The following is a 24,531-nucleotide window of genomic DNA, read 5'->3' as shown; positions in this document are numbered from 1 at the left end:
CGTTTTTTTTTACAAGTTGTAGATAAAATATTATCTGTAATTTATTTTACCCATCTTAAGTGCGGGTGTCATGCTGTCCACCCACTGGTTCAATCAGCCCAATTCTTACGAACACTGGAAACAGATAACTGGCGCCGAATGTGCCAACCTTTTTGGGCCCGGTAATCTTTTCTCCTGCACTGCGCAGTTCCTGTACACGATTTATAAACAGGAGCACTGTTGCTTTCGTGATAGTCTTCTTTTTCCGGTCAACCTGCATTTCAAATCCATGCACAGTATAAGAGAATTTAATACCTTTGATCGTGTAAAAGGGATAGCCCGCAAAAGCTGTTACAGTATCCCAGATAATCTCCCCCGTTAGTTGATTGGCATTTACAGCACTTTGAAATACAAACACTGCCTGTCTGCGGCTTCGGTAAATCTGCAGACGCTGTGCATTTGCGCTAATTTCTTTTATATTATAGATAGTTTTTACATAAGGCAGATAGGAATACACCGATGCACGGCTTAACTTTAATTCTGACTGGATTTCCTCAATGGTCTTTCCACAAGAAAACAGTTCCCGCACTTTCTCACTTATCTCAGAATGAAATACATCTGCTGTGATTAATATCTTTCTGATTTTCAAAATCGTAGTACCAAACTCATCGGCAGTTTCACGAATAGACACTTTTTGTCCGGAGGCATGTTCCTTCTTTGTCACTGCATCCACATATTCCTTAATTTTTCTTTCTTCCCATAGCTTCTCCTATATTATATTTCTGACATCAATTCTCATCCATAAAAGACAGAAAACTTTATATCAATATCTATGCGTTTTATAAAAGAATATTTCCGTGTTAATCTAATCAGCTTGCCCCCCTCCCAAATCTTCATATCTTTTTATGGGTAACCGTAGAACAGAATCCCAGCTAATGTTAATTCACAATTCACCTACAGATACAAGCATCTCCTTCACAACTTATTTCAAGTGTTAACATGAAAATATAACTGGCACATCGTACAGATAATCTACTATTTATTTTAAATAAAAGATATTCGTAAAATAAAAATATCCATTTTGAATTTTTAACAATATTTTTTTTATACGTCTCCTCCATTTACATCTTTTGGCTTCAAGTAATACCTGATTATATATATAATCATATTTCTGATTAAGTATAGCAACTGCAACTGGATGTGTTTGCTCTCCATTTTTTTCTAAAAGTCTTTGAGCAGCGTGTCTAATATCATCTATATTTAAACAACGTTTAATTTCAGTATATATCTCTTCGTTACTATATCCCCCTACATTACACGATATAAGCCACCATAAAGTTATATTCATTAATTCTACATCAAGCAAATACTCACAATCTTGTGGAAACACATATTTTTTGGCAATCCTACATTTATATTCAAATAAATTAAGAAAATCATCTAGCGCCTCTGGCAAGATTTTAGAAGTATTTCCCCCTTTACGATAGTAATATATCGTATCTGGTATTATCACTAATCTTTTAACATTGGGAAGAATATTTAGTGTTATAAACAAATCATCTCCCATAAAATGTACTATCGCATCTCTATTGATTGCTTCACTTATAAGCTCTGTTTTATATATTTTAGCATATAAACTAATGGGAAAATCAGTAATACCAAAACAACTAATATATAATTTCTCAATTATTTCATTATGATTATATAATTTAAGTGTTTTAATATTCATAGATGGAGCTATATATGAAGATGGTAATTTTAAGTTACACCACAACCCTTGGATTTTCCCACAAACCATATCTGCTTTATAAGTTTCAGCTGTTCTATATAATTTTTCCAGTGCATCAGAAGATATTATATCATCTGCATCACAAAAGACAATATACTTTGCTGCCTGCGCTTCGTTACTAAGCACACCCTTTTTTCTAGTAATACTTGATCCTTCATTCTTTTTATGAATAACATATACTCTGTTATCACTTTTCTTATAATAATCACAAATAGCGCCGCTATTATCCGTAGAACCATCATTTACAAGTATTAATACAAAATCTGTCAAACTCTGATTCAATATAGACTGTATACATTTTCGTAAAGTTTTCCCTGCGTTATATACAGGTACTACAACTGCTATTATTCTTCGTTTTTCTGTAGATTTATAATTACCCTCCAGAATATTTTCTATTGACATACTGCTAATTTCTTTATTTAGTTCCATCTTCTTTCCCATTATCTCCTTATATACTTTAAAACATCAAAATATAAAATGCTATTTGGATGAATATATTTATTACACTTAAATAGTGTTTTCCCTTTTGTTCATCTTTCCCAAAATAATACTCATAAAATATTTGAACTTTTTCGTTCTCATACACAAAACCTAAAAGTAACATTAGGAAAACACAAATTAACAACGCCTTAATTATAAAATTAATAATCGTAATACCACGTGCAAAAAATATTTGATATAAGCTTTTTAACTACTATAGCGCTCACACAAGCATCATTTTAAATATGTATCTTACCAAAAATAGACGCACGATTTTCCAAAATCACACCGATGCAATAATCAGAGATCATACCCTAAATTTACAAATGCTCTTAATATTGAACTGCTAAAACACCTGCTACTCCAAAGGCTTATTATGGATGGATATACTACATACCCTAAACCTGGCGATGATTAAGCGGCTTGCAATCTGTGAACATATCACAGTGTGTATTTCGAGTTCTGTAAACTTCCACAATTATCCATTTTTATTCATACTGACCTTTTCTAAAATACTAAACCCATTTTAACATTTAAACCCTTTTGTTAAATCACAATTGGTTACCACAATCTGAACGGGAAGTACATAATTCTTTTCTGAGCCGAAAATATCCTTTGCAATTCCTCCGGCTTTGATGTAATAACCTGAAACCAATGTCGATGTGTGAATGTTGAATAAGCTGCAATTGTAGCATGTGTTCTGGCTCCTATAGAGAATCTGCAACGAGAAATGTAACCTTTCAAATCCTCACAATTATTATCAAAAATCAACATAATACGATCAGACAACGCGAACTTTTTGTATAACCTGTTCAATTATTCAAAATCATCATTAAATCTCCATACCTCCTAAGAAATGAGTGCAACTTGCATATCTGTTCCTATATGATATAGTCCACTAATTTTTCATAAACGAGATTTCCAGCTTCTATTAATTCCAGCTGTATTTCCTTTAATAACATCGTCTGGTGAATATTCCGGGCGTGATTTCTCACTGAGACCGGACTTTTGTACCAATCGTTTCGGGATGAGGTTCCACACATTATGACCCAATATCGCTAAATTCTTCGGCTTGCCAGCCTTGGGATTAATCAAACTGGCATTGCCAGTAGCTGTGAATGCACTAGAAAACAGTTCGGAATGTTTTGTGTATATTACGGTAAAAATGCTTCCGGAATGACGGTTCAGAATCGCCCGGAATACTCAATTTATTCATTAGCTATAATTTCATTAAAAATTTCTACTGATTCAAAATGACTATTATCTTCATTTTGCAAATTAAAGATTACGCTTTCTCTAAATAATTTATCATCAATATAAGTAGATATTGCAGCTGCCACATCAGTTTCAGCAGCCCTTACTAATAAGCCCGTTTTTTTATGAATAATCTGTTCTCGTGCTGCTGGAATATTTGTACACACAATCGGTTTATGAAATATTTTAGCCTCATTTATGGTAAGACCATAAGATTCCAAAACTGATGTTTGTACATATATATCACAAGATGCCAAATATCCGTATGGATTTTCATCATACCCGAGTAATATAAATTCTTCCAAATTTTCTTGTTTTATCATATATTCTAATTTTTCTCTTTCTTTTCCTTCACCTAGTACAAACCAACGGAATGAATAGCCTGATTTTTTCAATTCTTTACAAGTTCGTAATGCTAAATCAATCCCCTTTTCCGCTGACAATCTTCCTATTGTAAGAATATTCCACATTAATTGATTTTGCATTTTTTCTAATTTTCTTCCGTGTTTCGAGTTTTCAATAATTTCATCAGAATCCACAATACAATATGCAACTTTACATTTATTTAAAAGCTCTGGGAAAAAAGTAATAATATTATTTTGGGCAGCGATAGAAACTGGAAAAATCTGATCATATGACTTATATACCGATTTCAATTCAGAAACTTCTGCTTGATGCAAATTTTGTATTCCATGAATCCAGAAAAATTTTTTTGATGCATTCATATTATTCTTCACATAGAATATATCTACATCAAAATGTCTATAGGAAATAGCAATATCATATTTTTTCCTATTTATAGGCATTCTAGCAGCATTATATTTCATATATTCTATTTCGGATAAATTACTTTTCAATTTTCCACCTGCATAAAGTGATTTTATAAAATGAATTGGATGAAAGAAAATGGTATATAGTGTTTCCTTATTCCACCCATACTTTGGCACTTTTTCAATATTTATCTCTTTTGGAATTTTCTTCACCCACTCAGCCTTATTTGAAAAATCTAACACATACAAATCTATATTACATTTGTTTAAATCGATCCGCCTTAATAATTCAACTAATGATTTTGTCGCACCATTTTTCCACAATGCACGTGAAAAAATAGCTACCCTTTTCTTTAACATTTATGGCACTCCTCTTTTTCAAAATATAAATTATAGAACCATTAATTTTTATATATTTTTTTGACACGCTGCAAAGTATTTTTTAAAATACTGATCAAATATTCAAATTCTTTTGTCCTTCTATATATTAAAAATAATATTGCATTCGTTAAAATTGAAACTATAAAATATACTAAAAAAAGTTCAATCCAATTTTCAATATTTATTTGTGCAACCAAATGAAAAAACACAAAAAACATTAAAATAAATAATCCCATTTTTTTTACTAAATCCCAATAATATAATGATACTCTTTCTGCAAACACTTTTTTAAACACAACACGTGGATCTACAACATAAATCGTTGTAAGGTAAGCAACAATCGTTCCTAGAAACACACCATTTAAACCTATTATATTAACTAACACCACTGAAACTAAAAGATTGAGCACAGCTGTTGCCAATGCTCTAAACTGAACTTCTTTGAATAATCCGCAAGCATCCTTATATATATTAATCACATTATTTAAGCCTGGGACTAAAAATACCATTGATAACAAAATAACTGTAGAATTCTGTAAACAATATTGGCTACCCAACCATATTTTAATACATGGATTAAGAAAACATCCTAAGCAAATTGTACAGTAACAATAAATCCAAAAATTTAATAATTGCAGCCGCCGAAAAACTACAAATTTATACTCTCTTGTCTCAGAAGCGTTTAAATTGCCGATACTAGCATACATGGATTGAAAAAACATACTCACATAAGAAGTTACAAGTTGTATAATCATCGTGTAATTCGAGACAATACCTACAATAGAAGTTCCTATCCAGGTTGAAATAATTATATTGTCTGTAGCCCCATATACAACACCACTAATCCTAAATAAAGAAAGTGCAAATACGTTTTCAAAAATCCCTGTTCGTTCTTCTTTTCTCAAAGGCAAGATGTCTTTTTCATTTATAATTGGATATTTTTTTCCTGCAATCTTAGAAATAATAATATTTTTTATGACATTTAGTATAATAGGTAAAATCAGGTATAAATAGTAATTTTTCCACAATAATATAACTATAAATTGTAGCAAACTACTTAAAATATTAAATAGCGTTTCTACTTTAGTTGTAATATACCCTTCTTGATTAGCATATATAATTACACTGCGATATGCAAAAAACCAATATGACATAACGGAATTAATCAAAAACATAAAATAAATTAGGTAATAATTAATTTTTATTTCAGAATCAAATTTTACTATATATTTCAAAACTGGTATAACTGCACAACCCAAAAGAAAAATGATCCATCCAATCATTTGATATGCCTTTTTATATAATCCCATTAATGATTTGATTTTTTCTGAATCATTTTCAGCTATGGGCTTATATAAACTAAACGTAATAGCACTACCAATTCCTAATTCTGCCAATGATAGTAATGATAAAACATTTGTGAAAAGACCATTCAAACCGAGATACGTTGTTCCTAATGAACTAACAAATATAGATCTTGTAACAAATCCCAAAATTGTTACCATGATGTTATTAATCAAGCTATATATAAAATTGTATTGTGTTTTTTCAATTCTTGAGTTAGCCGTCATTCTATATCCTCCAAATAGGAAACCCCCTCAAAGATTTTGTTTTTATACTCCTCTACTTTACTCTCGAGTAACATACGAATTTTCTTTTTATTTTGTTCTAACCATTCAAATCCTTCTATTAATTGCCTACTTGAATTCAATTTTTGTACTGGAATGACATAATTTTCTTCTGTACCGAACAAATCTTTTGCTATTCCCCTTGATTTTACCGAATATCCCATTACAAGTGTTGGTACACATGTTGAATATGCTGCAATTGTTGCATGAGTTCTTGCTCCGATAAATACTTCACATCTTGAAATAATTCCTTTCAATACCATACAATTATCATCTTGTATCAAAACTGTTCGTTCAGAATTCATGCATTGATTCTGAATGGATTTTAGGACTTCCCGATCATCATTTCCATCAAATACTACATGAGGAATAAGTGCAATTTGATAATTTGTTTTTTTTATTAAATAATTTACTAATTCTACAATATATAAAAGCAATTGATTGTTATCTCCACAACAGTTATTTTGAACTATAGGACTAACGTTTAATCCAACCGTATTCCCTTCTATAAATCCTTTTGGTAGTTCCTTGTTAATTACTGGAAGCAAAAATGCAGTATCCGGCACAAATCGTACATTTCCATTTGGTAGATACTTCTTTAAAGTATTATATGTAAGAGATTCTCTTGCAGTAATCAGTGTATACTGTTTAAGATCCGCAAGAACATTTTGATCATCAAATTCATCTTCATTAATAGAACATCCCCATAATACTGACTTCGCATTTCTTTTATTTATAGCCCGATTTAAAACTTCTAACCATCCACTAAAATGATAACAATAATTGTCCCCACCGATAGAAATATATATCTTATTAGGATCAATTTCTTTTATAAACCTCCTATATAAGTTTTTAAAATAAATTCTATCATCTTTTAATATTGTATATTTTATACGGTAAAGTATTTCATGAACCCAAGAGTCAAATCCCTCTTCTTTGTCAGCACGTATTGAAACAATTTTTTGTAACCCATATTTTTCATCTGCCTCAACGCTACCTGAATACACTTTATCCACATCTTTTATCACCATGCAGCTTGTTCTTAACAATGCCTCACAACCATGATTTTTACTCCCTGCATGTGAATACAAAATATATTTTCCCACTATCTATCTCCTATTCAATCACTCAATAATTTATTTATATCAGAAATGCACCTGTTTCTATCATTATTCAAGTTTCTTTGAAATTCCTTTCTATAATTAGCATCTAATATCATTTTTTTAATTGATTTATAAAGTTCATCTTCATTGAACGAAACTATTAAACCAGTTTTTCCAGATATTATCTGTTCATCAGCTCCATCAAAATTTGTTGTTATGATAGGCAAATTGAATATTTTTGCTTCTGTAATGGTATTTCCAAATGCCTCAGATCTAGACGTCTGTACGTATATATCTGCCGACTTAAAATAGGGGTATGGATTATTTTGGTTACCCAAAAGTATAAGGTTTTTTTCTAATTTTTCTTTTTTTATTATATTTTCTAAACTTTGTTTATATACTCCATCACCTACACAATACCATTTAAAAAGTAGATTATCATTCAACAATCGTTTTACAATATTGGGAATAATATCTTGTCCTTTTTCATAATGTAACCTACCAACTGTAAGGATTTTTATCACAGATTTATCCTCATCTATTATAATAACCTCTGCCTTTTTCAAAATTCTATCTGCATCAATTATGTTATAAAATACCTCTACTTTTTCCTTAAATTCGGGCAATAATCTAATAAAGGAATCTTTCGTTTTTTTTGAAACACAAATAATTCTGTCATATCCCTTGTAAAGTTCACTATATTGTTGTATATTTAGTGATGTCTGTGTAGGATCATTATGAATCCATACATATTTTTTTTTTGCATTTACAAATCGTTCTGTGACAACTACAGAAAAAGAAATCGGTGCTCCATATGCAAAAACATAATCAAATTTGTCCTCTATAATATTCATATATTCTGACACGTATTTCCATCCTTTAACAGGATCTCCATTTGTATGATTGATAAACCATGATTTTAGTGCCGCATAGAAAGCCTTATAATCTTTCTTTCGTATAGACGAGCGAAGAATTTGTGGCATTGTCTTGTAATCTTCAAACATATAGATTACTCTAACTTCACTAGGTAATTCTTGATATAATTCTCCTCCAAGTAATACCAAATACAACGTCACCTGTACGTTACGTTTAAGCAAAGCCTTGCATAATTGTATCAGCGATCTTTCTATCCCCCCCATTGCCATTTGTTGTGTTACAATTGCTATCTTTTGTTTCAAATCATCTTCCATAAAGCCTCCAGCAATACATAATATCTCTTTTTTATTAATTTTATAGTTAATTTTTCCACCATATTTTCTGCTATTTGATCTGCATTACATATCACATATTGACAATATGGTAATTCATTTATTTCCTTTAATATTCTTTTCCTATATTCTCGACTACATTGCTTATTATTGACAATTTTTTTAATAGAACTATACACTTGTGGAAAGATAGTTCCAACAAGAATTTTCTGTGCCAATATCTGTCCACAATTTCCTCTTTTTAATAAATCCTCTAATGCCAAATATACTTCACCATAAATATCAAATAAATCTGGATAAACTTTCTTAGAAAGACTTATATCATCTCCAAATAAACAATAGTGATAGCCCGAATTCTCTATAACTAAAATTATACTACTATACTTAAAGTATGAATCTTCACTTATATGAATATCTGTTCTGAACTTTATATCATGTTTTTTTATAATAGAAGCTTTAAATAATTTATTCCAGCATGGATGAATAAATCCCTCAACAAATAATTTTCTTACTTCATTATTGTTTATATTTTCTAAATCTATTATCATACCAGAAGGTGTGCTTTCTTGATAGGTCTCTTTATATTGTCTTGTATATCCTGAAATTACACAATCATAATTCTGTAATGCATTTACCATATCTGCAATATACGTACATTCTATCCAATCATCTGCATCAACAAAACAATAGAATATTCCCTGAGCCACAGCCATCCCTGAATTTCGCGCTACTGAAACACCGCTATTGACTTGATTAATGATTCGTATTCTATCATCTAATATTGACAACTTTTCACATATTAATAAACTATTATCTGTTGAACCATCATTAATCAACAAAATTTCTAATTCGGAATATGACTGCTCTATAATGGAATGAACGCATCTTTCCAATTGTTTCTCAGCATTATAAATTGGGACAATAACTGTAATTAAATATTGTTGGCTCATTTATTCCCCTTATATCTCTTCAATTAAGTTTTCAATTTCTTTAATGGCACGTTTAATTGAAAAAAATGTTTTTCTTTTCAATGACAATACAGAAAAAGATTTTAAATCTATCTTACCGCAAATTAAATCCTTTATCGTTTTGCTTATCGCATTATCTGTATTAGGAATAATCATTCCGTAATTTCCATAATCTAACAACTCATTTGGTCCTGAACAATCCACACTTATAACAGGAAGTCCCAATATCATCGCCTCGGCAACCACCAAACTATATCCTTCTGCCCTAGAAGTACAGAAAAAGGCATCACTGTTTTTCATCCATGCATAGGGATTTTCTTGAAATCCAAGTAATGAGACTCTATTTTCTAGCTTTTCTTTTTTAATCATCTCTTCCAACGATCTTCTCATTGTTCCTTCACCTAAAACCCAAAGATGATAATCTATACTTTTATCATTGATTTCTGCTAGTGCATTTATAAGCCTATCAAATCCTTTTTGATACTCCAACCTTCCTACAGTAATTATTTGAAGTTTTTTATTTTTAGTACAAAAAATTTGTTCATTGGCTTTTAATATAATATTCTCTGTATCAATTGGGTTATATATAATTTGATTCGGAACATTCACACGAAACTTTTTTTGAAATACATCTTTTACCGATTTCGAAACACTTATAATTCTATCAAATTTCTCATATATTTCCTTCTCATCACCTATCGATGAGAAATACTGGTCAGCATATGGATTTTTTTCCATATCAATATGAACCCATGCTACCTTTTTACTATATTTATTTGATGATGCAGCAACCAATTTGGTTGTAAATCCCTCAACAAATGCAATTTCAACATCATATTTTTCTTGAATAAACCACCTATAAACTTTTTCAGATGTAGCTGAATAAATAAATTTATACATTCTGTGATATTTTATTCTTTCTAATAAATTTTTACTTTCCTCATAAGGAGGCAACATTGAAACCATCGTACAGTGTTTAGAAACTTCATTTACATAAACTCCTGTTTTTACAACAGTCATTACAGTAACATTAAACTTCTTTTTATCTATATTCCGAACAATGTCTGTTAATACTTTCTCGGCCCCTCCACCCGACAAACTTTCAATTAGAAATAAAACTTTTTTCATATAATAAATCCTTCTTTTTTATTTTTCTAATATACTTATCATAATCTCCTCTTTTTTAATTTCATATATTAATGTTTATTACTTTATATATCTTCTTTATTTCTTCTGCTTTGGAGTAATTTCACTTTTTACAATTCTACTTAACTCTTACAATAATTTCTTTTTTTAATATACTAACCATTTCCCCTACAATATTCTTTACTTCCAATGTTATAATTGCACCATTCAGGCCATCTTCAAGTTAATTTTTAAATTTAGCTAATCCGTCATAATAACTATTTTCTATATATTTCCTCTTGAACTGTAACACATTTTCTTTCATATTAACTTGGTTATACATAAATATCGCATACCTTTAAATTACTATAAAAGTTACCTGACTACTCGAGAGTATTAACATAATTCTCCATTTACATATAGACTAGTCGATATGCCATATTATCCATCTTTCTGTTAAGCCCCAGTCTATCATTATCTGTATGAATACACAAAAGCTTTATATCTGCATCAACTTTATTATCTATATAGAAGCTTTTTCTTAATTATAGCATTTTTATGAAAACAGCTTAAGGTTTCATCGCTTAATGATTATTCACCAAAACTGGTAATATGAAATGTATACTACTAAGGTCTCCAACTATCTCATCATCCAAATAATTAAAAATCTTTGATATTCAGGTCACCCACAATTTGATTAACCGGAATATTTGGGCGTAATATTTTTTTACTATAAAGAACAGAAAACCGTTTTTCATCACTAGTAGCAAAAATTTCATAAGCATAGATTTTAAGCCATCACGATTCATATGCGTTACACATGCAAACCTCTATTTGGTTCACTCATATTGATTTCCTTTCATTAATCTATGCACTAAATTCTGAATTCGAAAAATAACACCAGAAGTCACTATACTTAAAAAGAGCAAAAAAATCAGCATCAGCAACGGATATTTGACTATTTGCACCACCCCTGGAAACACACATAAATAGAAAAACATATGTGTCAACCATATATTCGTAGAATGTTTTCCTAAGAACAAAAAAATTTCTCTACAGTGTTTCCTTTTTTCCAACAATTAAACAATAAAAACATAATCACTGCCACAGTAGGCATAAGTATCGCTTTATGTACTGCTGAAACTCCAGCAAATAAACAAAAAAAGATGATACATAATACTAATTTTGTATATTTTCCTATATACTTTTCAAAAAATAAATATGTTTTGTCTATGATACTGCCTTTGCACAAAAATGCTCCTGCCCAAAAATATGGCAACAACCAAATTAGGTTAACCATTTCTTTCCATACAAACGCTAAAATAGGTTGTGTCATATTTGTACCAAAGGGGATTGCAACTTTATCAGCAAAAAAACAGATTATCTGCAAAATAAGGCAAAAACACAACCCTAGATATGAATTTATTTTATCTACACCACAAAATAATACTCTGTATGGTATCATTATGAGTATTATATAAGTATTTAAAAACCACCATGCACCGTTATAGCTATGAATTAGCATAATACTCTTTAAAAATTTTATTAAACTGCCGGGCATGGAACCATCTGAAGGTAAGAGCATTCCAAGAAAACAAAATAAAATCAAGACAATCCAGTAATTACAAAGTAATCTCCACATACGGTGTAAATTTCTTCTCCGCTCTATATATCTCCTCTCACTCAACAGATATTGTGCATATCCTGCACATATGGAATATAATGGTACACATATTTCTGAAAAAAAGCCCAGATAGTATATCAATGGCGTAGTCTTATTTACCCAAAGTAGCGGTGTACCATAGACATCAGCTCCTTTTCTGCAAAAGAGATGTAATATCACCATCAGCAATATTGCTAACCCTTTTGTCATTATCGCTTCTTTCTTACCATACCTATATCACTCTCCTCCATTATTTCATATATCTTCTCAATTTCTTCCGCATTAGAATAATCTCGCTGCTTACAGTTTTCACTTAATTCATGTAACAAGTTCTCATTTTTCAATATATCTACTATTGCTTGTGCGCACTTCTCAATTTCCATAGGCACAATCATCCCATCTACACCATCTTCAAGCTGACTAGGAGCAGTAGTATAATTGGTAATTATAACAGGTTTCCCTAACATCTGTGCCTCACGAACTGCCACACACTTTCCTTCATATCTGCTTGGCTGTACATAAACGTCACAGGAACGAATATATGGATAAGGATTCTCTTTTTTCCCTAAAATAATTACATATTCTTGCATCCCGCTTTCTTTGACTTTTTGACGAATTAATGGTTCGTCTCCGCCATATCCGATTAAAAACCACTTGACTTTTACACCCTTATTTATTATTCTACTGCAGATTTCTGGAACACTATCAAAATTTTTAGAAGTCGAAAATCTACCTACTGACAACAAATTAAGAATATTAGATTCAAATGCTTGAGGAACAAGTACCTTTGCCTGTGTTTCGACCAAAGACTTTGGTAATATATTTTCTACTAAAATTATTTTTTTTTCTAATGAAGGAAATATTTTTACAAAATTTTTCGTCACATTCTCTGAGATAGATGCTATATAGTCATAGGCACTCCACATTTTTAATTCCGAATCTATATTTACTTGTACAGTTAAATAATCTGTATGTATCCACGCAATCTTATGTTTTGCATCTACTTTTTCATTTACAAAATAATGTGGTGTAAGAAAACTTATAGCAAAGTCATATTCAATATCTTTTTGAATATCTGGCATAAAATATCTCGTATACTTATGACTATATTCAATTGCTACTCCACTATTTACGTAATGATGCTTTTTAGCATAAGAATTTGCCGCCAGTTTCCCTAACAATCGGGCTGCTGTAAGAATTACATGTCCCTCTCTTAACGTCTGATACATAGACCGAGCCAAAACTGTGTATGCCGGAATCTCTGGAAGTAAATTCACTCCTTTAGGAATTAAGGAAAGAAGTTCTCCTTCTTGTCGAAAAAGGAACAAATCCACCTTATATTTCGTGTAATCTATTGCTCCCAGTAATCCTAAGAGACTGCGTTCCACACCACCTAATTCCATTGTGTGAGATACTATTAATATATTTTTTTTCATCTTTTTCACACTCAAACTCTCGTTCTACCTTCTACACTTCTTATTTTTATGTATTGTTTTATTAAGTGAAATGGTCGTAACAACCTCAAACGGATCTGTACCCTTTTTTTCATCCAACTCGCTGAATACCAGTGAATTGATATAGTATTCTTGGTTCTATTTAGCCGACCAGTTGGAGCATCATATGGATTAAACCAATCTATCGGATATACTGTTACATCAGGTAGCTTTTGCAGTTGTCCATTTTTCTCTAATCCCAACTTTACAAGAGCCTGTGTATTTAGACTTGGACAACCAATTACCCCATTCTGTCCATCTAATAATTCATCATATTCTGCAAGCATAGCTTTCACCATTTTACCATGTGCTACAGACGAAAATCCAATTCCTGTATTCACATAATCCTTTGTTTCAAAACCAACGTAAGCTTCCGCATTGAGCAAAAAATCAGGAGATTTTATCAATTCCACATCCGTATCAAAGTATATTCCACCGTATCTCTCTATAACTACAAGGCGAATATAGTCTGTTAAAAAAGCATATTTCTTTTGCTGATAACACATCCTAGTATACGGATTAGTATTTATATCAAAATTGGCTTCATTCCATTCAATAATCTCATAATCGGGACAAAATTTTTTCCAACTCTCCATACATTTTTTTACAAGCTTTGGCTTTTCTTTTCCTCCAAACCAACAGTAATGAATCTTTTTGGGTATCATATTCATTTCCTCTTTTACATACTTTCTACTTTGTTTTGGAAATTTTCATATATTTATTTGTATTTACCTTTATATGAAGCGACAGTAGAATTCCAAAGGGAATAGCTAAAATCGTCAGTATTTTTTGAGGTGATTCCTTAACAAAGTTCTTATTTTTTGAAAAGATACTGCTTGAGACATAATGTACACAGGTAATAAATTTTCTCTGTAAAGTCTTATCGTACAGCATATCTACTTTTCGCATAAAAGCAAAACCTTTTGGATTATCAACATATTGTTTGTACATATTAAAACTTGAGCCATCAAGCTGATATTCCACATCACATAACACTTCATTTAGAACTAATAATTCGTAATCCTGATCGCACAACAAATACTTGTATCCTAGTGAAATATATTTTTCTCCTCGAAATACTGGATATGGAGGATATTTTTTCATAACACTTGTTCGATAAACTAATTTTTTGTCTCCACTTCCTCCACCTGCATAATATCCACTTAAAGTAATTGATTTTTGAGAAGGAAACTTTTTGCCGATTAGCACCCCATCCAAGGTGTCATCCAAACCAATTATTCCAGCATACAGTTCACTTCCATTTTCTTTCCAAAAGTCAACAATTTTTCTTACAGCTCCCTCTGCCATGCAATCATCAGAATCAATGCAGACATTTAATTCAGTATCTATATTTTCATAAGCAATATTGTGTGCAGTATGCATGCCACCATTTTCTTTATATATATAACGAATTTCAAAATCATTTTCTTCCTGTTGCCACAGACGTACTAACTCTGCTGTATCATCTGCAGAGCCATCGTCTATAATCAGCCATACAAACTCTTTACAATCTTGCTTTTTTAGACTTTCATAGGTTCGTCCCAGCGTATGCGCACGATTATATGCTGGCGTAAAAACTGTTAAAATAGGGTCCATATTTTCAATCATGTACTAAAACTCCAATACTTTCCATATAAAAATCCTGCATCCATTTGGCATTTTCTTTAATATCAAACTTTGCAGCTACAATTTCATTATATGTATCACGACGTTTAATCTCTTTAGCATCTAAAATGGCTTTTGCCCATACTTTTGGCTCTTGTGAAAGTGGTATCTGTTGTACCAAATCTGTCAGCTTACATTCAATTGGAACCTTATCAGAAATAAAACATGGGAGTCCTGCTGCCTGTGCCTCCACAATAGCAACAGATAAACCTTCAAAATGAGAAGGCATAACAAATGCATCCATTGCCTGCAATAAATCCGGTATATCTGTACGTAATCCTGTCATAATTACTGCATCTCTCATACTACGCCTCTGAATTTCTTCCTCAATTTTCTCTTTTAATTCGCCACTTCCAACCAATAATAACATTCCATCTGAATGCTCATTTAAAATAGCTTCAAAAACATCTAATAAAAACATATGATTTTTCTGATAAGAAAAACGTGCTACAAGTCCAATAGTAAATCTTTCTTTCAAATTTAAGTCTTTTCTAATTTTTTCACGTACTTCAGGACAATATGAATAATCTTTTGCTGAAATGGCATTATGCTGTATAATCAACTTATCTGTATTTTTTTTCCCAAACAGCCATTCTCCAGCTTCCATACCGCAAGAAAACATGTATGTACAATATTTACGTATTTGATATTTAAAATAAGTCCTCACAAACATTTTCATATTCCATCCTTTAGCTGCGTTATGAGCATGACAGATCAGAACTTGAACACCTCTTTTTTTTGCCTCCTTAAAAAAAAAGTACCCTGATTCTGACATATGCGAATGTACAATCTGATATTCATTATGCTCATTAAGAAACTCTCCCACCCATTTCTTGTATTTTAAAAAATTCAAGGGGTATAACGGCATCGTTCGATAAATCCGTCCACCTAAAGCATCAATTTCATCATCATACGCTCCCTGCTCCTGACGATGGACAAGAAAATCAAACTGCACTTTAGTTCGATCCATATGCCGATAATAATTCATAACCATGGTTTCTGCTCCGCCACGATTCATAATTGTAAATAAATTTAGTATTCTAATCGGCCGCATCCTAATAATTCCTTTCAATTTCTTTTACATGTAAAATATTTAGTATGTTCCAATGATATCACTTATATACCCCCATGCTCCCTGATGTGACATTTGGAAAAAATAAAATAAAAAATAGAACACATAAAATCCCAGCTTAAAGAATCTGCTTTTTTCTGACACCATTGCTTTTTCAAGCACATATGGATAAAAAATACATCCAAATATATTTGTATATGTCGCCATACGCACAAAATACAAACCACTGGTAAATGTAGCTATAACATTTAGAAAAAAGTTTATCAACATCATATTAGATGAAATGGCAACAATCTTATTATCCTCTGAATTAATTTTATCTCGGTACATATAAGACAAAACTACCGGAACAAAACTGATCAAAATACGAACTGGTGATGAACCACTGCTTGTCTGCATTGTTTCTACAACATAATCATATGTGGTTCCTTCCATTATTACACTTAATGTTTCCAACATTGGGTATAAAAATAACAATACTGCCGAAATAATCGGGATTAAAATTTTTTGTTTTATAGTCCATGTTTTTCCCATTATAATATACCCAAGTGGAATACACAAATATGCAGAATTATGAAATTGTGCCGCTAAAACACAAGTCAAAATGTATGTCAACCATTTCCTCTCCTTTAGAAATAATACTCCAGCAAATACGATGGAAACTGCCAACCACTGTCTCATCATAGAAAAATAGTTATAATATAATGTACTTGCCCAAAAATAGAAACATGATATAAGAAAACTGTAACTCTCTCTCTTTAAAACAGCAACTAAAAGAATAGTCTCTATAGTCGCGACAAATAAAAACCAATGATGATAGTCAGAAGAAATAAACATCTTAAAAAAATTAGTGCATATATCAAATCCTATGTCTTTTCCTCCTGAAGAAATAATTTCCTTAATTCTTTCATAATCACCAGCTTGATTTTCAAAAGACGATACGTAAACTGATGTATCATTCATACTCGAACGCATACCAGCCAGTAAAGCCAAGTATCCAAAAAAAATAACCCATGGCATACTTTTCATAATATAATCCGGCTGCCGTAATTTACAACATGTTTCTCTTCTACTTCTGTAACTTGCCAAAATAAGAATAAAAAAAACAGACAAATGAATTATCATATCAACACCTTTTCTAAAAGCACATTAGTACATATTATTTATATTATCTTCCAATATATTTTTTTATAAATAAAAGAAGTATATATATTCCTATAGAAAAATTGTATTTTGCACATCCGTAAAATATTTTCCAATGAAAAGGAAAATATTTTAACGTTAGTGTTTTCACACTATCTCTGTATAACTTCTCATTTATTATATGTTTTATTGTTCCAATTTGCTCCCATATAGTATTGGAACTTCCAGTTATATTAATCCCCAAGCCAAGTATTCCAAGCGAAATCCTATTATTTAATGCCTGCCTATATTGTATATCCAATTTCTCTCTTATGATATAATTTTCCATAATATTATAAAGTTGTTGCCATTGTTGAGCCAGACAAGGATTATAATGTGAGGTTATCGACCCTCTTTTTTGTTTACGATAATGATAATAATGTCTATTTAAATATACTGCACTTTTAATATATTGAAAAACATATAAATTAAACAGCCCATCTTCATATGTACCAATTTTTTTTAAATCCTCAAATTGAATATGATTATTCTTTATAAAAGTTGAACGATATAACTTCCCCCACACAGGGCATAAAACATCTGCAAGTTCTGGATGTGCAAGTTCCTCATTCAGCAAACCAACAAACCGCCGATGAAGTTTTTCTTGGCATTCTTTTACTCCATATATATTTTTTTCTTCCAGTATAAAACTCTTAGGTTTTGAAACATCTCCAAATTCACGGACATATCCCCACATAACAACATCTATCTCTTCTGCCAATGCAATATCTAATACCTCTTTACAGGTCTCTTTATCTATCCAGTCATCACTATCTAAAAACATGATATATTCGCCTGTCGCTATCTGAAGTGCCTTGTTTCTCGCAAGAGATACACCACCTTGTTTCTGTTGTTTAATAACACAAATCCTCGAATCTTTTTTTTTAAATTCATCTAAAATTGTTTGGGATGCATCCGAACTATTATCATTTACACATATAATCTCAAGATTTTTATATGTCTGTGTAATAATACTTACCAAGCATTCTCGTATATATTTCTCTGCGTTATATACAGGAACTATAATACTAATTAATGGATTCTCCTTTTTCATTATACAATTTCCTCATTTATAAATCTTTTCGGTATATCTACATATCCATTTTTTATTACAAAATTTTTGCTCATTACTATTCTAATCCCTTTATTGTCTCCAAAACAACCTTTCTCTTATCGAACATATCCTCCATATGCTTTCTTCCTGCCCTCCCCATCGCCAACCTATTTTTAAAAGGCATTGTCAAAAATATTTTCATAACGCCATAAAGGCTATCTGTATTTTGACTTTCACAAAGCAATCCACTCTTTCCCTCAAGTACTGCTTCTTTACAGCCGGGAATATTACTTGTGATCACCGGTCTGCCACATGCTGCATTTTCCAGATTAGTATTTGCCATTCCTTCATGCCAGCTTGGAAGAACAAAACAATGTGCCTTCTCAATATATGAACGAATATCCTGCTGATAACCATAATAATTTAGCCATCCTGCTTCTGTGTATTTCTGAATTTGGGATTCATAATGTTCTTCAAAATCACCTAATACATCTAATACACAATTTTCACCATCAGATCTTAAACGTTCCATAGCTTCAAATAACTCATCAATTCCTTTTTCTTTCATCACTCGGCCAATAAAAAGAAAATGTGTTGTTTCTTCCACCGGATAAGACATATAACGAAAATGATCCAAATCTACACCGGCTCCGCTTAATAACTTACACTTCTCTGGTGAAATAATTTTTAACACTTGAAACATCTCCATATTAGCAGAATTCTCAAAAAACATAACTTTTACTTTCCTGTCAGCCAGTTTATACAGAAATATTACCAGCTTTTTGAGTAATCCTGCATTCTGGAATGTTGTTCCCAGGCCTGTAATGTTGACTGCATAAGGAACTCGTTTTAATCTGCAGGCAAGTCCGCCATAGATATTCGGCTTAATTGTATATGTAATAACCTGGTCTGGTTTGACCTGATTCAAAATTTTCATATAGTGCACAAATAATTTCAAATCTGTTTTCGGGTTAATTCCCCTACGATCAATCGATGTATTGATAAATTTACATCCCATTTTTATCAGAAGAGGTATGCACTCTCCATCCGGGTCAGAAATATAAACTTCATTGCCCTGCTCCAGAAGTGTCTTAATCAGCATACTGCGAAACTGATACAACCCCACATCATTATTTGCCATAATTAAGATTTTTCTGACTCTCGACATACTCTTTCTCCTTGCAATGATTCTTCTGCTGCATCATGAAACGTCTGAAACTCCTCTGGCAGGCACACCTACATATACCTTTTCTTCAGTCAAATTCTTTACAACCACCGCACCAACTCCTATCGTACAATTTTCACAAATCTCAATATTGTTCCTAATTCCTGCTCCAATCCCGATATGGGTGCAACTTCCAACATGTACCGTTCCACCTAATGCTGCTTTTGGAGAAATATGTACATAATCTTCTAGTACATTGTCATGCTCAATCACAGCACCAGAATTGATGATACAATGTTTTCCTATGATCGTACACGGATTGATTACAGAACCAGCCATTACCACCGTACCAATACCTATTTGAACATCAGTTGCAATCTGTGCTGATGGATGAATTAGTGATACCCAATTAAGGTCATACATTTCTGCTATTCTTTTCCGAACCATATTAGCACCAACTGCAATCACAAAGTCTGTCCTACCGTCATTCAATCCGGATAGATCAGAGGATGTACCAACAATCGGAAACCCAAGGCATGAACCTTTTGCATTATCATCAATAAAACAAATTTCTGTATATTCATTTTTTAAGGCAATATCAGCAATAACCTTACCATGCCCTCCAGCGCCTATGATGACTAATCGATTACTCATGTGCTTCTCCTTCTTCCTTTGTTCCGTTAAATACTTCCATCGTAGCTGAAGTTTCCGAACTGATTCCTTCTCGCTTTAACACAACCCTAACTGTCTTAATCAGAATCTTTAAATCAAGCCAGAAAGAAACATGATCTACATAGTAAACATCCTTTTCAAATTTTTCCTCCCAAGTAAGTGAATTACGTCCATATGCTTGTGCATATCCTGTTAATCCTGGTTTTACTTCGTGCCTTCTGTGCTGAAATTCGTTATAAAGCGGGAGGTATTCTGTAAGCAGCGGCCTGGGACCTATTAGAGTCAAGTCACCGCATAATATCAAGGCTATTTCCGGCAGTTCATCCAGACTGGTGGATCTCAGCCATTTACCAAAACGTGTCAGCCGAACCTCATCCGGAAGTAAGTTTCCATCAGCATCCCGCTCATCGGTCATTGTACGAAACTTTACCATATTAAAAGTTTCTTCATTCAGTCCCGGCCTGAGCTGTTTAAACAGAACCGGGCTTCCCAGTTTAACTCTGACAAGGAATGCTATAATCAGATACAGCCACCAGAAAACCAATAAAAACACCCCGGAGCAGACTATATCAATCAGCCTTTTAATGTATTTAGCATAAAAACTTTCTTTTCCCATTTTTTTCATTCTACTTATCCATCATCTATTCAAAGCAGCTTCTAATCATCTCAATCACTTTATCCTGCACTTCTGCAGGCATCTTGTTGTCACTTGGCAGGCACAATCCTCTATGAAAAATATCCATCCCCACATCTAACGGCTTTCCATCAGTTCCAACTGATCCACCGAAAATATAGGCATTCGTCTTAGCCCTTCCGTCCCCTTCACGAGTCACAAATGCATTCATCCGATACATTGGCTGCATATGCATCGGTTTCCAGATTGGCCTGCCCTCTGCATTATATTTCGCCAGAATTTCAAGAATCTCTGTGGGGCAGCTCTTCCCATACTCAGGAATATACAAAGCTTCCTGTTCTCCACGGACCTGTCTGCACATAGCCTCCGGATCAATAATCATGCTGGACAGCCAGTAATTCGGAGTAGACTTTTCAAAATCAATCGGGTTCATAGATACGGGCAATCCCTTGAAGCCCTCCTTATATCTCTCGTAAATCATTTTCTTCTGTGCAATGTGTTCTTCCAAGTACGGAAGCTGTCCCCTCACCACTCCGGCAATCAGATTGCTCATCCGGTAGTTGTAGCCGATTTCCTCATGGTGATACCAGGGCGCGTTCTCGCGGCTCTGTGTACTCCATTTTCTTACCTTATCTGCATCTTCCAAACTGTCAGTGAGGAACATACCTCCCGAGGAACCAGTAATGATTTTATTTCCGTTAAACGAAATTACAGAAAAATCTCCAAAAGTTCCTGTCTGCTTTCCTTTATAAGCTGCACCAAATGATTCTGCAGCATCCTCCACAATCTTTGCTCCATACTTGTCACAAACCGCACGAATCTCATCAATCTTTCCCGGCGTACCATAAAGATGAGCAATGACAACAACCTTTACATCCGGATAAAGTTCAAATGCTTTTTCTAAAGCTGCCGGATCCATATTCCAAGTATCATACTCTGTATCAATAAAAACTGGAACACCCCCCTCATAAACAACCGGGTTTACCGTTGCACTGAAGGTCATGTCTGAACAAAACACTCTGTCTCCAGGTCTGACGCCAGCCAGCTTCATACACAAATGAAGTGCCGCTGTTCCAGCGGACAGAGCCACAGCGTATTTACAGCCTATCTTTTCTGCTGTGATCCGTTCCACTTCATTAAGGTTTTCTCCAACTGTGGACATCCAGTTTGTCTTGTAGGCTTCCTCCATATACTTCCATTCTTCGCCATGCATGGTTGGTGTACTAAGCCAGACTCTTTCTGAAAACATCTCGAATGTTTTGTTATTCATATATTTTCTCTTTCACTCCTTATATATAAAGCCAAATGCACTTATACTCTAAAATGTCAAATAGCCTGTGAATGTTCTTGTGAGAGCATCTGCAGGCTAAGTCAAACTTCATATGATGATTTTCTGCTTGTGATGTAGTTCAAAACAGGCATGTAAGAAGCCTTTATCTCATAAATTCGACTAAGCCAGTGAAACCTATGTAAAATTAAAAGTTTTAAGGAAGCCCCAGGGAAACTGGTTTCACACCACTATCCCTGGCCGAATCCACATTACCACCTACACCAGTTTACGGTGCCACCTCCGTAGTATCCGTCTCGCCTTCCTCTTCCTCCGTCTTCTCCATATAAACAAGTGCCACAGGACCGCCTGCCGAATGGAAGTAAGCCGACACTTCATTCTCGCTCTCCAGCTCTGTCTCCAGGAGTTCCCAGATTCCCTCTTCCGCAATGTGCTCCTTATAGACCTTTCCATCCACGATGTGTTCCGGGAATTTATGGCCTATGCAGTAGTGCAGTACATAGACTTCTATATCGTCTGTAACATTATTTGCCACAAAGGTTACCTTGACCGGATCTTCTTCCGTAGGCTCTGCCTCTGTGATCTCCAGGTTCATGACAGGGGACAGGAATTTCAGTTCGTCCAGATCGATATCTTCTTTTTCCAGACCCTCTACGCTGAACAGTTCTATTTTAGGAAGCTCTTCGCCCTCCTTGAGTACCAGCTCAAAAGCTTCTTTCAGTGTCGCCTCTGCCGGCGCCTTGTTCAGTCCCTCTATGATCTCCTGAAGCTCTTCTTCAAACATTTCCGGCTCGATGGCCTTTAACTCCACCTTACCCTTGTCTGATTCCACTTTTGTCATATCGATTGAACCCACGATGCTGCCTGCTGCCAATGTATTCATTGACATACTCATAACTACTGCTGCCGCTGCAATACCTGCCGCCGCTTTTCTCATTTTTTTCATCTCGTATCATTCCTCCTTTTCTTGTTACTTTCTTTTCTTGTTGATCTCTTTTCTTAGTACTTTTTCTTGTTACTCTCTTTTCTTCTTACTTTTTTCTTGTTGCTTCTTTTTCTCTTATCTTCCCTTTGGGAGTAATAATTTTAATTTATTTCTGCAAGCAATGAGTCAAGTGAACATGCCCGCAGTCCGCATGTACATTTGCCGAATACTTCAAGGTTCTTTGCCCCCTATTCGGTCACCTCCTCTAAATATGCCTGAACCAGATACCGATACTCCTCACCTGAACTGTCATGGGTAGATACATGGGTAGATAGTGTAAGGATCTGATCTGTCTCATCTACGGGAGCACTTCTGTCTATTCTTGATCCCATGTCCCTGCTGTCAAAGATGTCGTTTAAGAGCGCCCTGCGGCTGCTCTCCTTCTCTCCCATTTTGTAGCGGTGCATCAGGTGCCTGTTGTCACCGCGGTAGGCTGCGAATATCCTGTACTTTTGTATTTTTTCCGGCGTATAGATATATATATTTGGATGCTCCTCCATGAACAGGTTGTCAGAATAATGGTACAGGCTGCCAAAGAGTGTCTCGTCTTCACAATTGGGGCCGTAGACTACGGTCAGGGGATCTGTAAAATCTCTGCCGTTGTAATTTTCTGTATAGAGAGCCCCGCTGCTGCTCTCTTTCCCGTATCTGTCATGGGATGCATAATAACCATTGTCATCCTCCCTCTGCAGAAGAGGTTCATCGATGAGAGTGCCCGGTATAGTGATCCAGGCATATATGTCAGGATTCTCTTCCTGAAGGATCTCAAATTTTACTGGTATTTCTCCTGGTATGATCTCCTCCGGATTCTGTCTCTCGTATGCGTATTTTTCTTCCTCTTCCCGGAGGGCCTGCTCCTGCGCTTCCTTAAGGTATAATTGATATCCCCCAATGGCTGCGGATGCAGCCACAATTACCAGCGCTCCTGCTATTATGGGAACTGCTTTTTTCATCTCTGACCTTCTTTATATTT

Annotated in this window: 20 protein-coding genes and 1 pseudogene; all 21 read right to left on the bottom strand. The window is 33.6% G+C overall.

Annotated elements, in window-relative coordinates; genetic code table 11:
• Positions 1 to 55: 55 nt before the first annotated feature.
• The 21 genes and pseudogenes from NSB28_RS04220 to NSB28_RS04120 all read right to left on the bottom strand — a co-directional run bounded on the left by NSB28_RS04220 (position 56) and on the right by NSB28_RS04120 (position 24,511).
• A complete protein-coding gene (locus tag NSB28_RS04220) occupies positions 56 to 703 on the bottom strand; it encodes a hypothetical protein (RefSeq protein ID WP_257497458.1) in 648 nt (215 codons plus the stop codon).
• A gap of 315 nt (positions 704 to 1,018) precedes the next feature.
• Positions 1,019 to 2,209, bottom strand: a complete 1,191-nt coding sequence (locus tag NSB28_RS04215; protein WP_109625324.1) for a glycosyltransferase family 2 protein — start codon at positions 2,207 to 2,209, stop codon at positions 1,019 to 1,021.
• Between the two features lie 1,247 nt (positions 2,210 to 3,456).
• Positions 3,457 to 4,632, bottom strand: coding sequence for a glycosyltransferase (locus tag NSB28_RS04210; RefSeq protein ID WP_109625323.1), 1,176 nt, complete (start codon positions 4,630 to 4,632; stop codon positions 3,457 to 3,459).
• A 41-nt stretch (positions 4,633 to 4,673) separates the two neighbouring features.
• Complete coding sequence (locus NSB28_RS04205) at positions 4,674 to 6,224, bottom strand: lipopolysaccharide biosynthesis protein (RefSeq protein WP_109625322.1); 1,551 nt, start codon at positions 6,222 to 6,224, stop codon at positions 4,674 to 4,676.
• Complete coding sequence (locus tag NSB28_RS04200; RefSeq protein ID WP_109625321.1) at positions 6,221 to 7,387, bottom strand: polysaccharide pyruvyl transferase family protein; 1,167 nt, start codon at positions 7,385 to 7,387, stop codon at positions 6,221 to 6,223. Before NSB28_RS04200 ends, NSB28_RS04205 begins: the two co-directional genes overlap by 4 nt.
• Positions 7,388 to 7,401: 14 nt before the next feature.
• Positions 7,402 to 8,574 (bottom strand): glycosyltransferase, encoded by a 1,173-nt coding sequence (locus NSB28_RS04195; RefSeq protein ID WP_109625320.1) that lies wholly within the window; start codon positions 8,572 to 8,574, stop codon positions 7,402 to 7,404.
• Positions 8,559 to 9,542 (bottom strand): glycosyltransferase family 2 protein, encoded by a 984-nt coding sequence (locus NSB28_RS04190; protein ID WP_257517586.1) that lies wholly within the window; start codon positions 9,540 to 9,542, stop codon positions 8,559 to 8,561. The genes NSB28_RS04195 and NSB28_RS04190 overlap by 16 nt, the downstream gene beginning before the upstream one ends.
• A gap of 9 nt (positions 9,543 to 9,551) precedes the next feature.
• Positions 9,552 to 10,688, bottom strand: a complete 1,137-nt coding sequence (locus NSB28_RS04185; protein WP_109625318.1) for a glycosyltransferase — start codon at positions 10,686 to 10,688, stop codon at positions 9,552 to 9,554.
• Between the two features lie 1,030 nt (positions 10,689 to 11,718).
• Positions 11,719 to 12,558, bottom strand: a complete 840-nt coding sequence (locus NSB28_RS04180; protein ID WP_109625317.1) for an acyltransferase family protein — start codon at positions 12,556 to 12,558, stop codon at positions 11,719 to 11,721.
• Complete coding sequence (locus NSB28_RS04175) at positions 12,558 to 13,784, bottom strand: glycosyltransferase (RefSeq protein WP_109625682.1); 1,227 nt, start codon at positions 13,782 to 13,784, stop codon at positions 12,558 to 12,560. Before NSB28_RS04175 ends, NSB28_RS04180 begins: the two co-directional genes overlap by 1 nt.
• A gap of 11 nt (positions 13,785 to 13,795) precedes the next feature.
• A pseudogene (locus tag NSB28_RS04170) lies at positions 13,796 to 14,518 on the bottom strand (glycosyltransferase family 32 protein); the annotation flags it as partial.
• 13 nt (positions 14,519 to 14,531) lie between these two features.
• Entirely contained in the window at positions 14,532 to 15,449 is a 918-nt protein-coding gene (locus NSB28_RS04165) for a glycosyltransferase family 2 protein (RefSeq protein ID WP_257497459.1), read from the bottom strand.
• Positions 15,442 to 16,560: a glycosyltransferase family 1 protein gene (locus NSB28_RS04160; RefSeq protein ID WP_257497460.1), complete on the bottom strand. Its 1,119-nt coding sequence runs from the start codon at positions 16,558 to 16,560 to the stop codon at positions 15,442 to 15,444. Before NSB28_RS04160 ends, NSB28_RS04165 begins: the two co-directional genes overlap by 8 nt.
• A 39-nt stretch (positions 16,561 to 16,599) precedes the next feature.
• Entirely contained in the window at positions 16,600 to 17,607 is a 1,008-nt protein-coding gene (locus NSB28_RS04155) for an EpsG family protein (protein ID WP_257497461.1), read from the bottom strand.
• 139 nt (positions 17,608 to 17,746) lie between these two features.
• Positions 17,747 to 18,814 carry a glycosyltransferase family 2 protein gene (locus NSB28_RS04150; protein WP_109625314.1) on the bottom strand — a complete coding sequence of 356 codons (1,068 nt, stop codon included), beginning with the start codon at positions 18,812 to 18,814 and terminating at the stop codon, positions 17,747 to 17,749.
• Between the two features lie 76 nt (positions 18,815 to 18,890).
• Entirely contained in the window at positions 18,891 to 19,982 is a 1,092-nt protein-coding gene (locus tag NSB28_RS04145) for a glycosyltransferase family 4 protein (protein ID WP_109625313.1), read from the bottom strand.
• A 33-nt stretch (positions 19,983 to 20,015) separates the two neighbouring features.
• Complete coding sequence (locus NSB28_RS04140) at positions 20,016 to 20,633, bottom strand: acetyltransferase (RefSeq protein ID WP_109625312.1); 618 nt, start codon at positions 20,631 to 20,633, stop codon at positions 20,016 to 20,018.
• Positions 20,626 to 21,276, bottom strand: coding sequence for a sugar transferase (locus NSB28_RS04135; RefSeq protein WP_276538648.1), 651 nt, complete (start codon positions 21,274 to 21,276; stop codon positions 20,626 to 20,628). The genes NSB28_RS04140 and NSB28_RS04135 overlap by 8 nt, the downstream gene beginning before the upstream one ends.
• 16 nt (positions 21,277 to 21,292) lie before the next feature.
• Positions 21,293 to 22,555: a DegT/DnrJ/EryC1/StrS family aminotransferase gene (locus NSB28_RS04130; RefSeq protein ID WP_109625311.1), complete on the bottom strand. Its 1,263-nt coding sequence runs from the start codon at positions 22,553 to 22,555 to the stop codon at positions 21,293 to 21,295.
• 286 nt (positions 22,556 to 22,841) lie between these two features.
• On the bottom strand, positions 22,842 to 23,519 hold the full coding sequence (locus tag NSB28_RS04125) for a hypothetical protein (RefSeq protein WP_109625310.1): 678 nt from the start codon (positions 23,517 to 23,519) through the stop codon (positions 22,842 to 22,844).
• 227 nt (positions 23,520 to 23,746) lie between these two features.
• On the bottom strand, positions 23,747 to 24,511 hold the full coding sequence (locus tag NSB28_RS04120) for a class B sortase (RefSeq protein ID WP_109625309.1): 765 nt from the start codon (positions 24,509 to 24,511) through the stop codon (positions 23,747 to 23,749).
• Positions 24,512 to 24,531 lie beyond the last annotated feature (20 nt).

Source organism: Murimonas intestini (assembly GCF_024622195.1).
Lineage (GTDB): Bacteria > Bacillota > Clostridia > Lachnospirales > Lachnospiraceae > Murimonas > Murimonas intestini.
Note: the sequence above shows the minus strand (reverse complement) of the source record. Positions and strands in the feature narration are given on the sequence as shown.

Excerpts from the sequence above, each read along its gene's own strand:
- NSB28_RS04215 (WP_109625324.1), bottom strand. The coding sequence starts at position 2,209 with ATGGGAAAGAAGATGGAACTAAATAAAGAAATTAGCAGTATGTCAATA.
- NSB28_RS04130 (WP_109625311.1), bottom strand. The coding sequence starts at position 22,555 with ATGAATAACAAAACATTCGAGATGTTTTCAGAAAGAGTCTGGCTTAGT.
- NSB28_RS04180 (WP_109625317.1), bottom strand. The coding sequence starts at position 12,558 with ATGACAAAAGGGTTAGCAATATTGCTGATGGTGATATTACATCTCTTT.
- NSB28_RS04125 (WP_109625310.1), bottom strand. The coding sequence starts at position 23,519 with ATGAAAAAAATGAGAAAAGCGGCGGCAGGTATTGCAGCGGCAGCAGTA.
- NSB28_RS04205 (WP_109625322.1), bottom strand. The coding sequence starts at position 6,224 with ATGACGGCTAACTCAAGAATTGAAAAAACACAATACAATTTTATATAT.
- NSB28_RS04135 (WP_276538648.1), bottom strand. The coding sequence starts at position 21,276 with ATGAAAAAAATGGGAAAAGAAAGTTTTTATGCTAAATACATTAAAAGG.
- NSB28_RS04140 (WP_109625312.1), bottom strand. The coding sequence starts at position 20,633 with ATGAGTAATCGATTAGTCATCATAGGCGCTGGAGGGCATGGTAAGGTT.
- NSB28_RS04210 (WP_109625323.1), bottom strand. The coding sequence starts at position 4,632 with ATGTTAAAGAAAAGGGTAGCTATTTTTTCACGTGCATTGTGGAAAAAT.
- NSB28_RS04120 (WP_109625309.1), bottom strand. The coding sequence starts at position 24,511 with ATGAAAAAAGCAGTTCCCATAATAGCAGGAGCGCTGGTAATTGTGGCT.
- NSB28_RS04175 (WP_109625682.1), bottom strand. The coding sequence starts at position 13,784 with ATGAAAAAAAATATATTAATAGTATCTCACACAATGGAATTAGGTGGT.
- NSB28_RS04155 (WP_257497461.1), bottom strand. The coding sequence starts at position 17,607 with ATGAAAAGTATGCCATGGGTTATTTTTTTTGGATACTTGGCTTTACTG.
- NSB28_RS04150 (WP_109625314.1), bottom strand. The coding sequence starts at position 18,814 with ATGAAAAAGGAGAATCCATTAATTAGTATTATAGTTCCTGTATATAAC.
- NSB28_RS04190 (WP_257517586.1), bottom strand. The coding sequence starts at position 9,542 with ATGAGCCAACAATATTTAATTACAGTTATTGTCCCAATTTATAATGCT.
- NSB28_RS04160 (WP_257497460.1), bottom strand. The coding sequence starts at position 16,560 with ATGCGGCCGATTAGAATACTAAATTTATTTACAATTATGAATCGTGGC.
- NSB28_RS04145 (WP_109625313.1), bottom strand. The coding sequence starts at position 19,982 with ATGTCGAGAGTCAGAAAAATCTTAATTATGGCAAATAATGATGTGGGG.
- NSB28_RS04165 (WP_257497459.1), bottom strand. The coding sequence starts at position 15,449 with ATGATTGAAAATATGGACCCTATTTTAACAGTTTTTACGCCAGCATAT.
- NSB28_RS04195 (WP_109625320.1), bottom strand. The coding sequence starts at position 8,574 with ATGGAAGATGATTTGAAACAAAAGATAGCAATTGTAACACAACAAATG.
- NSB28_RS04185 (WP_109625318.1), bottom strand. The coding sequence starts at position 10,688 with ATGAAAAAAGTTTTATTTCTAATTGAAAGTTTGTCGGGTGGAGGGGCC.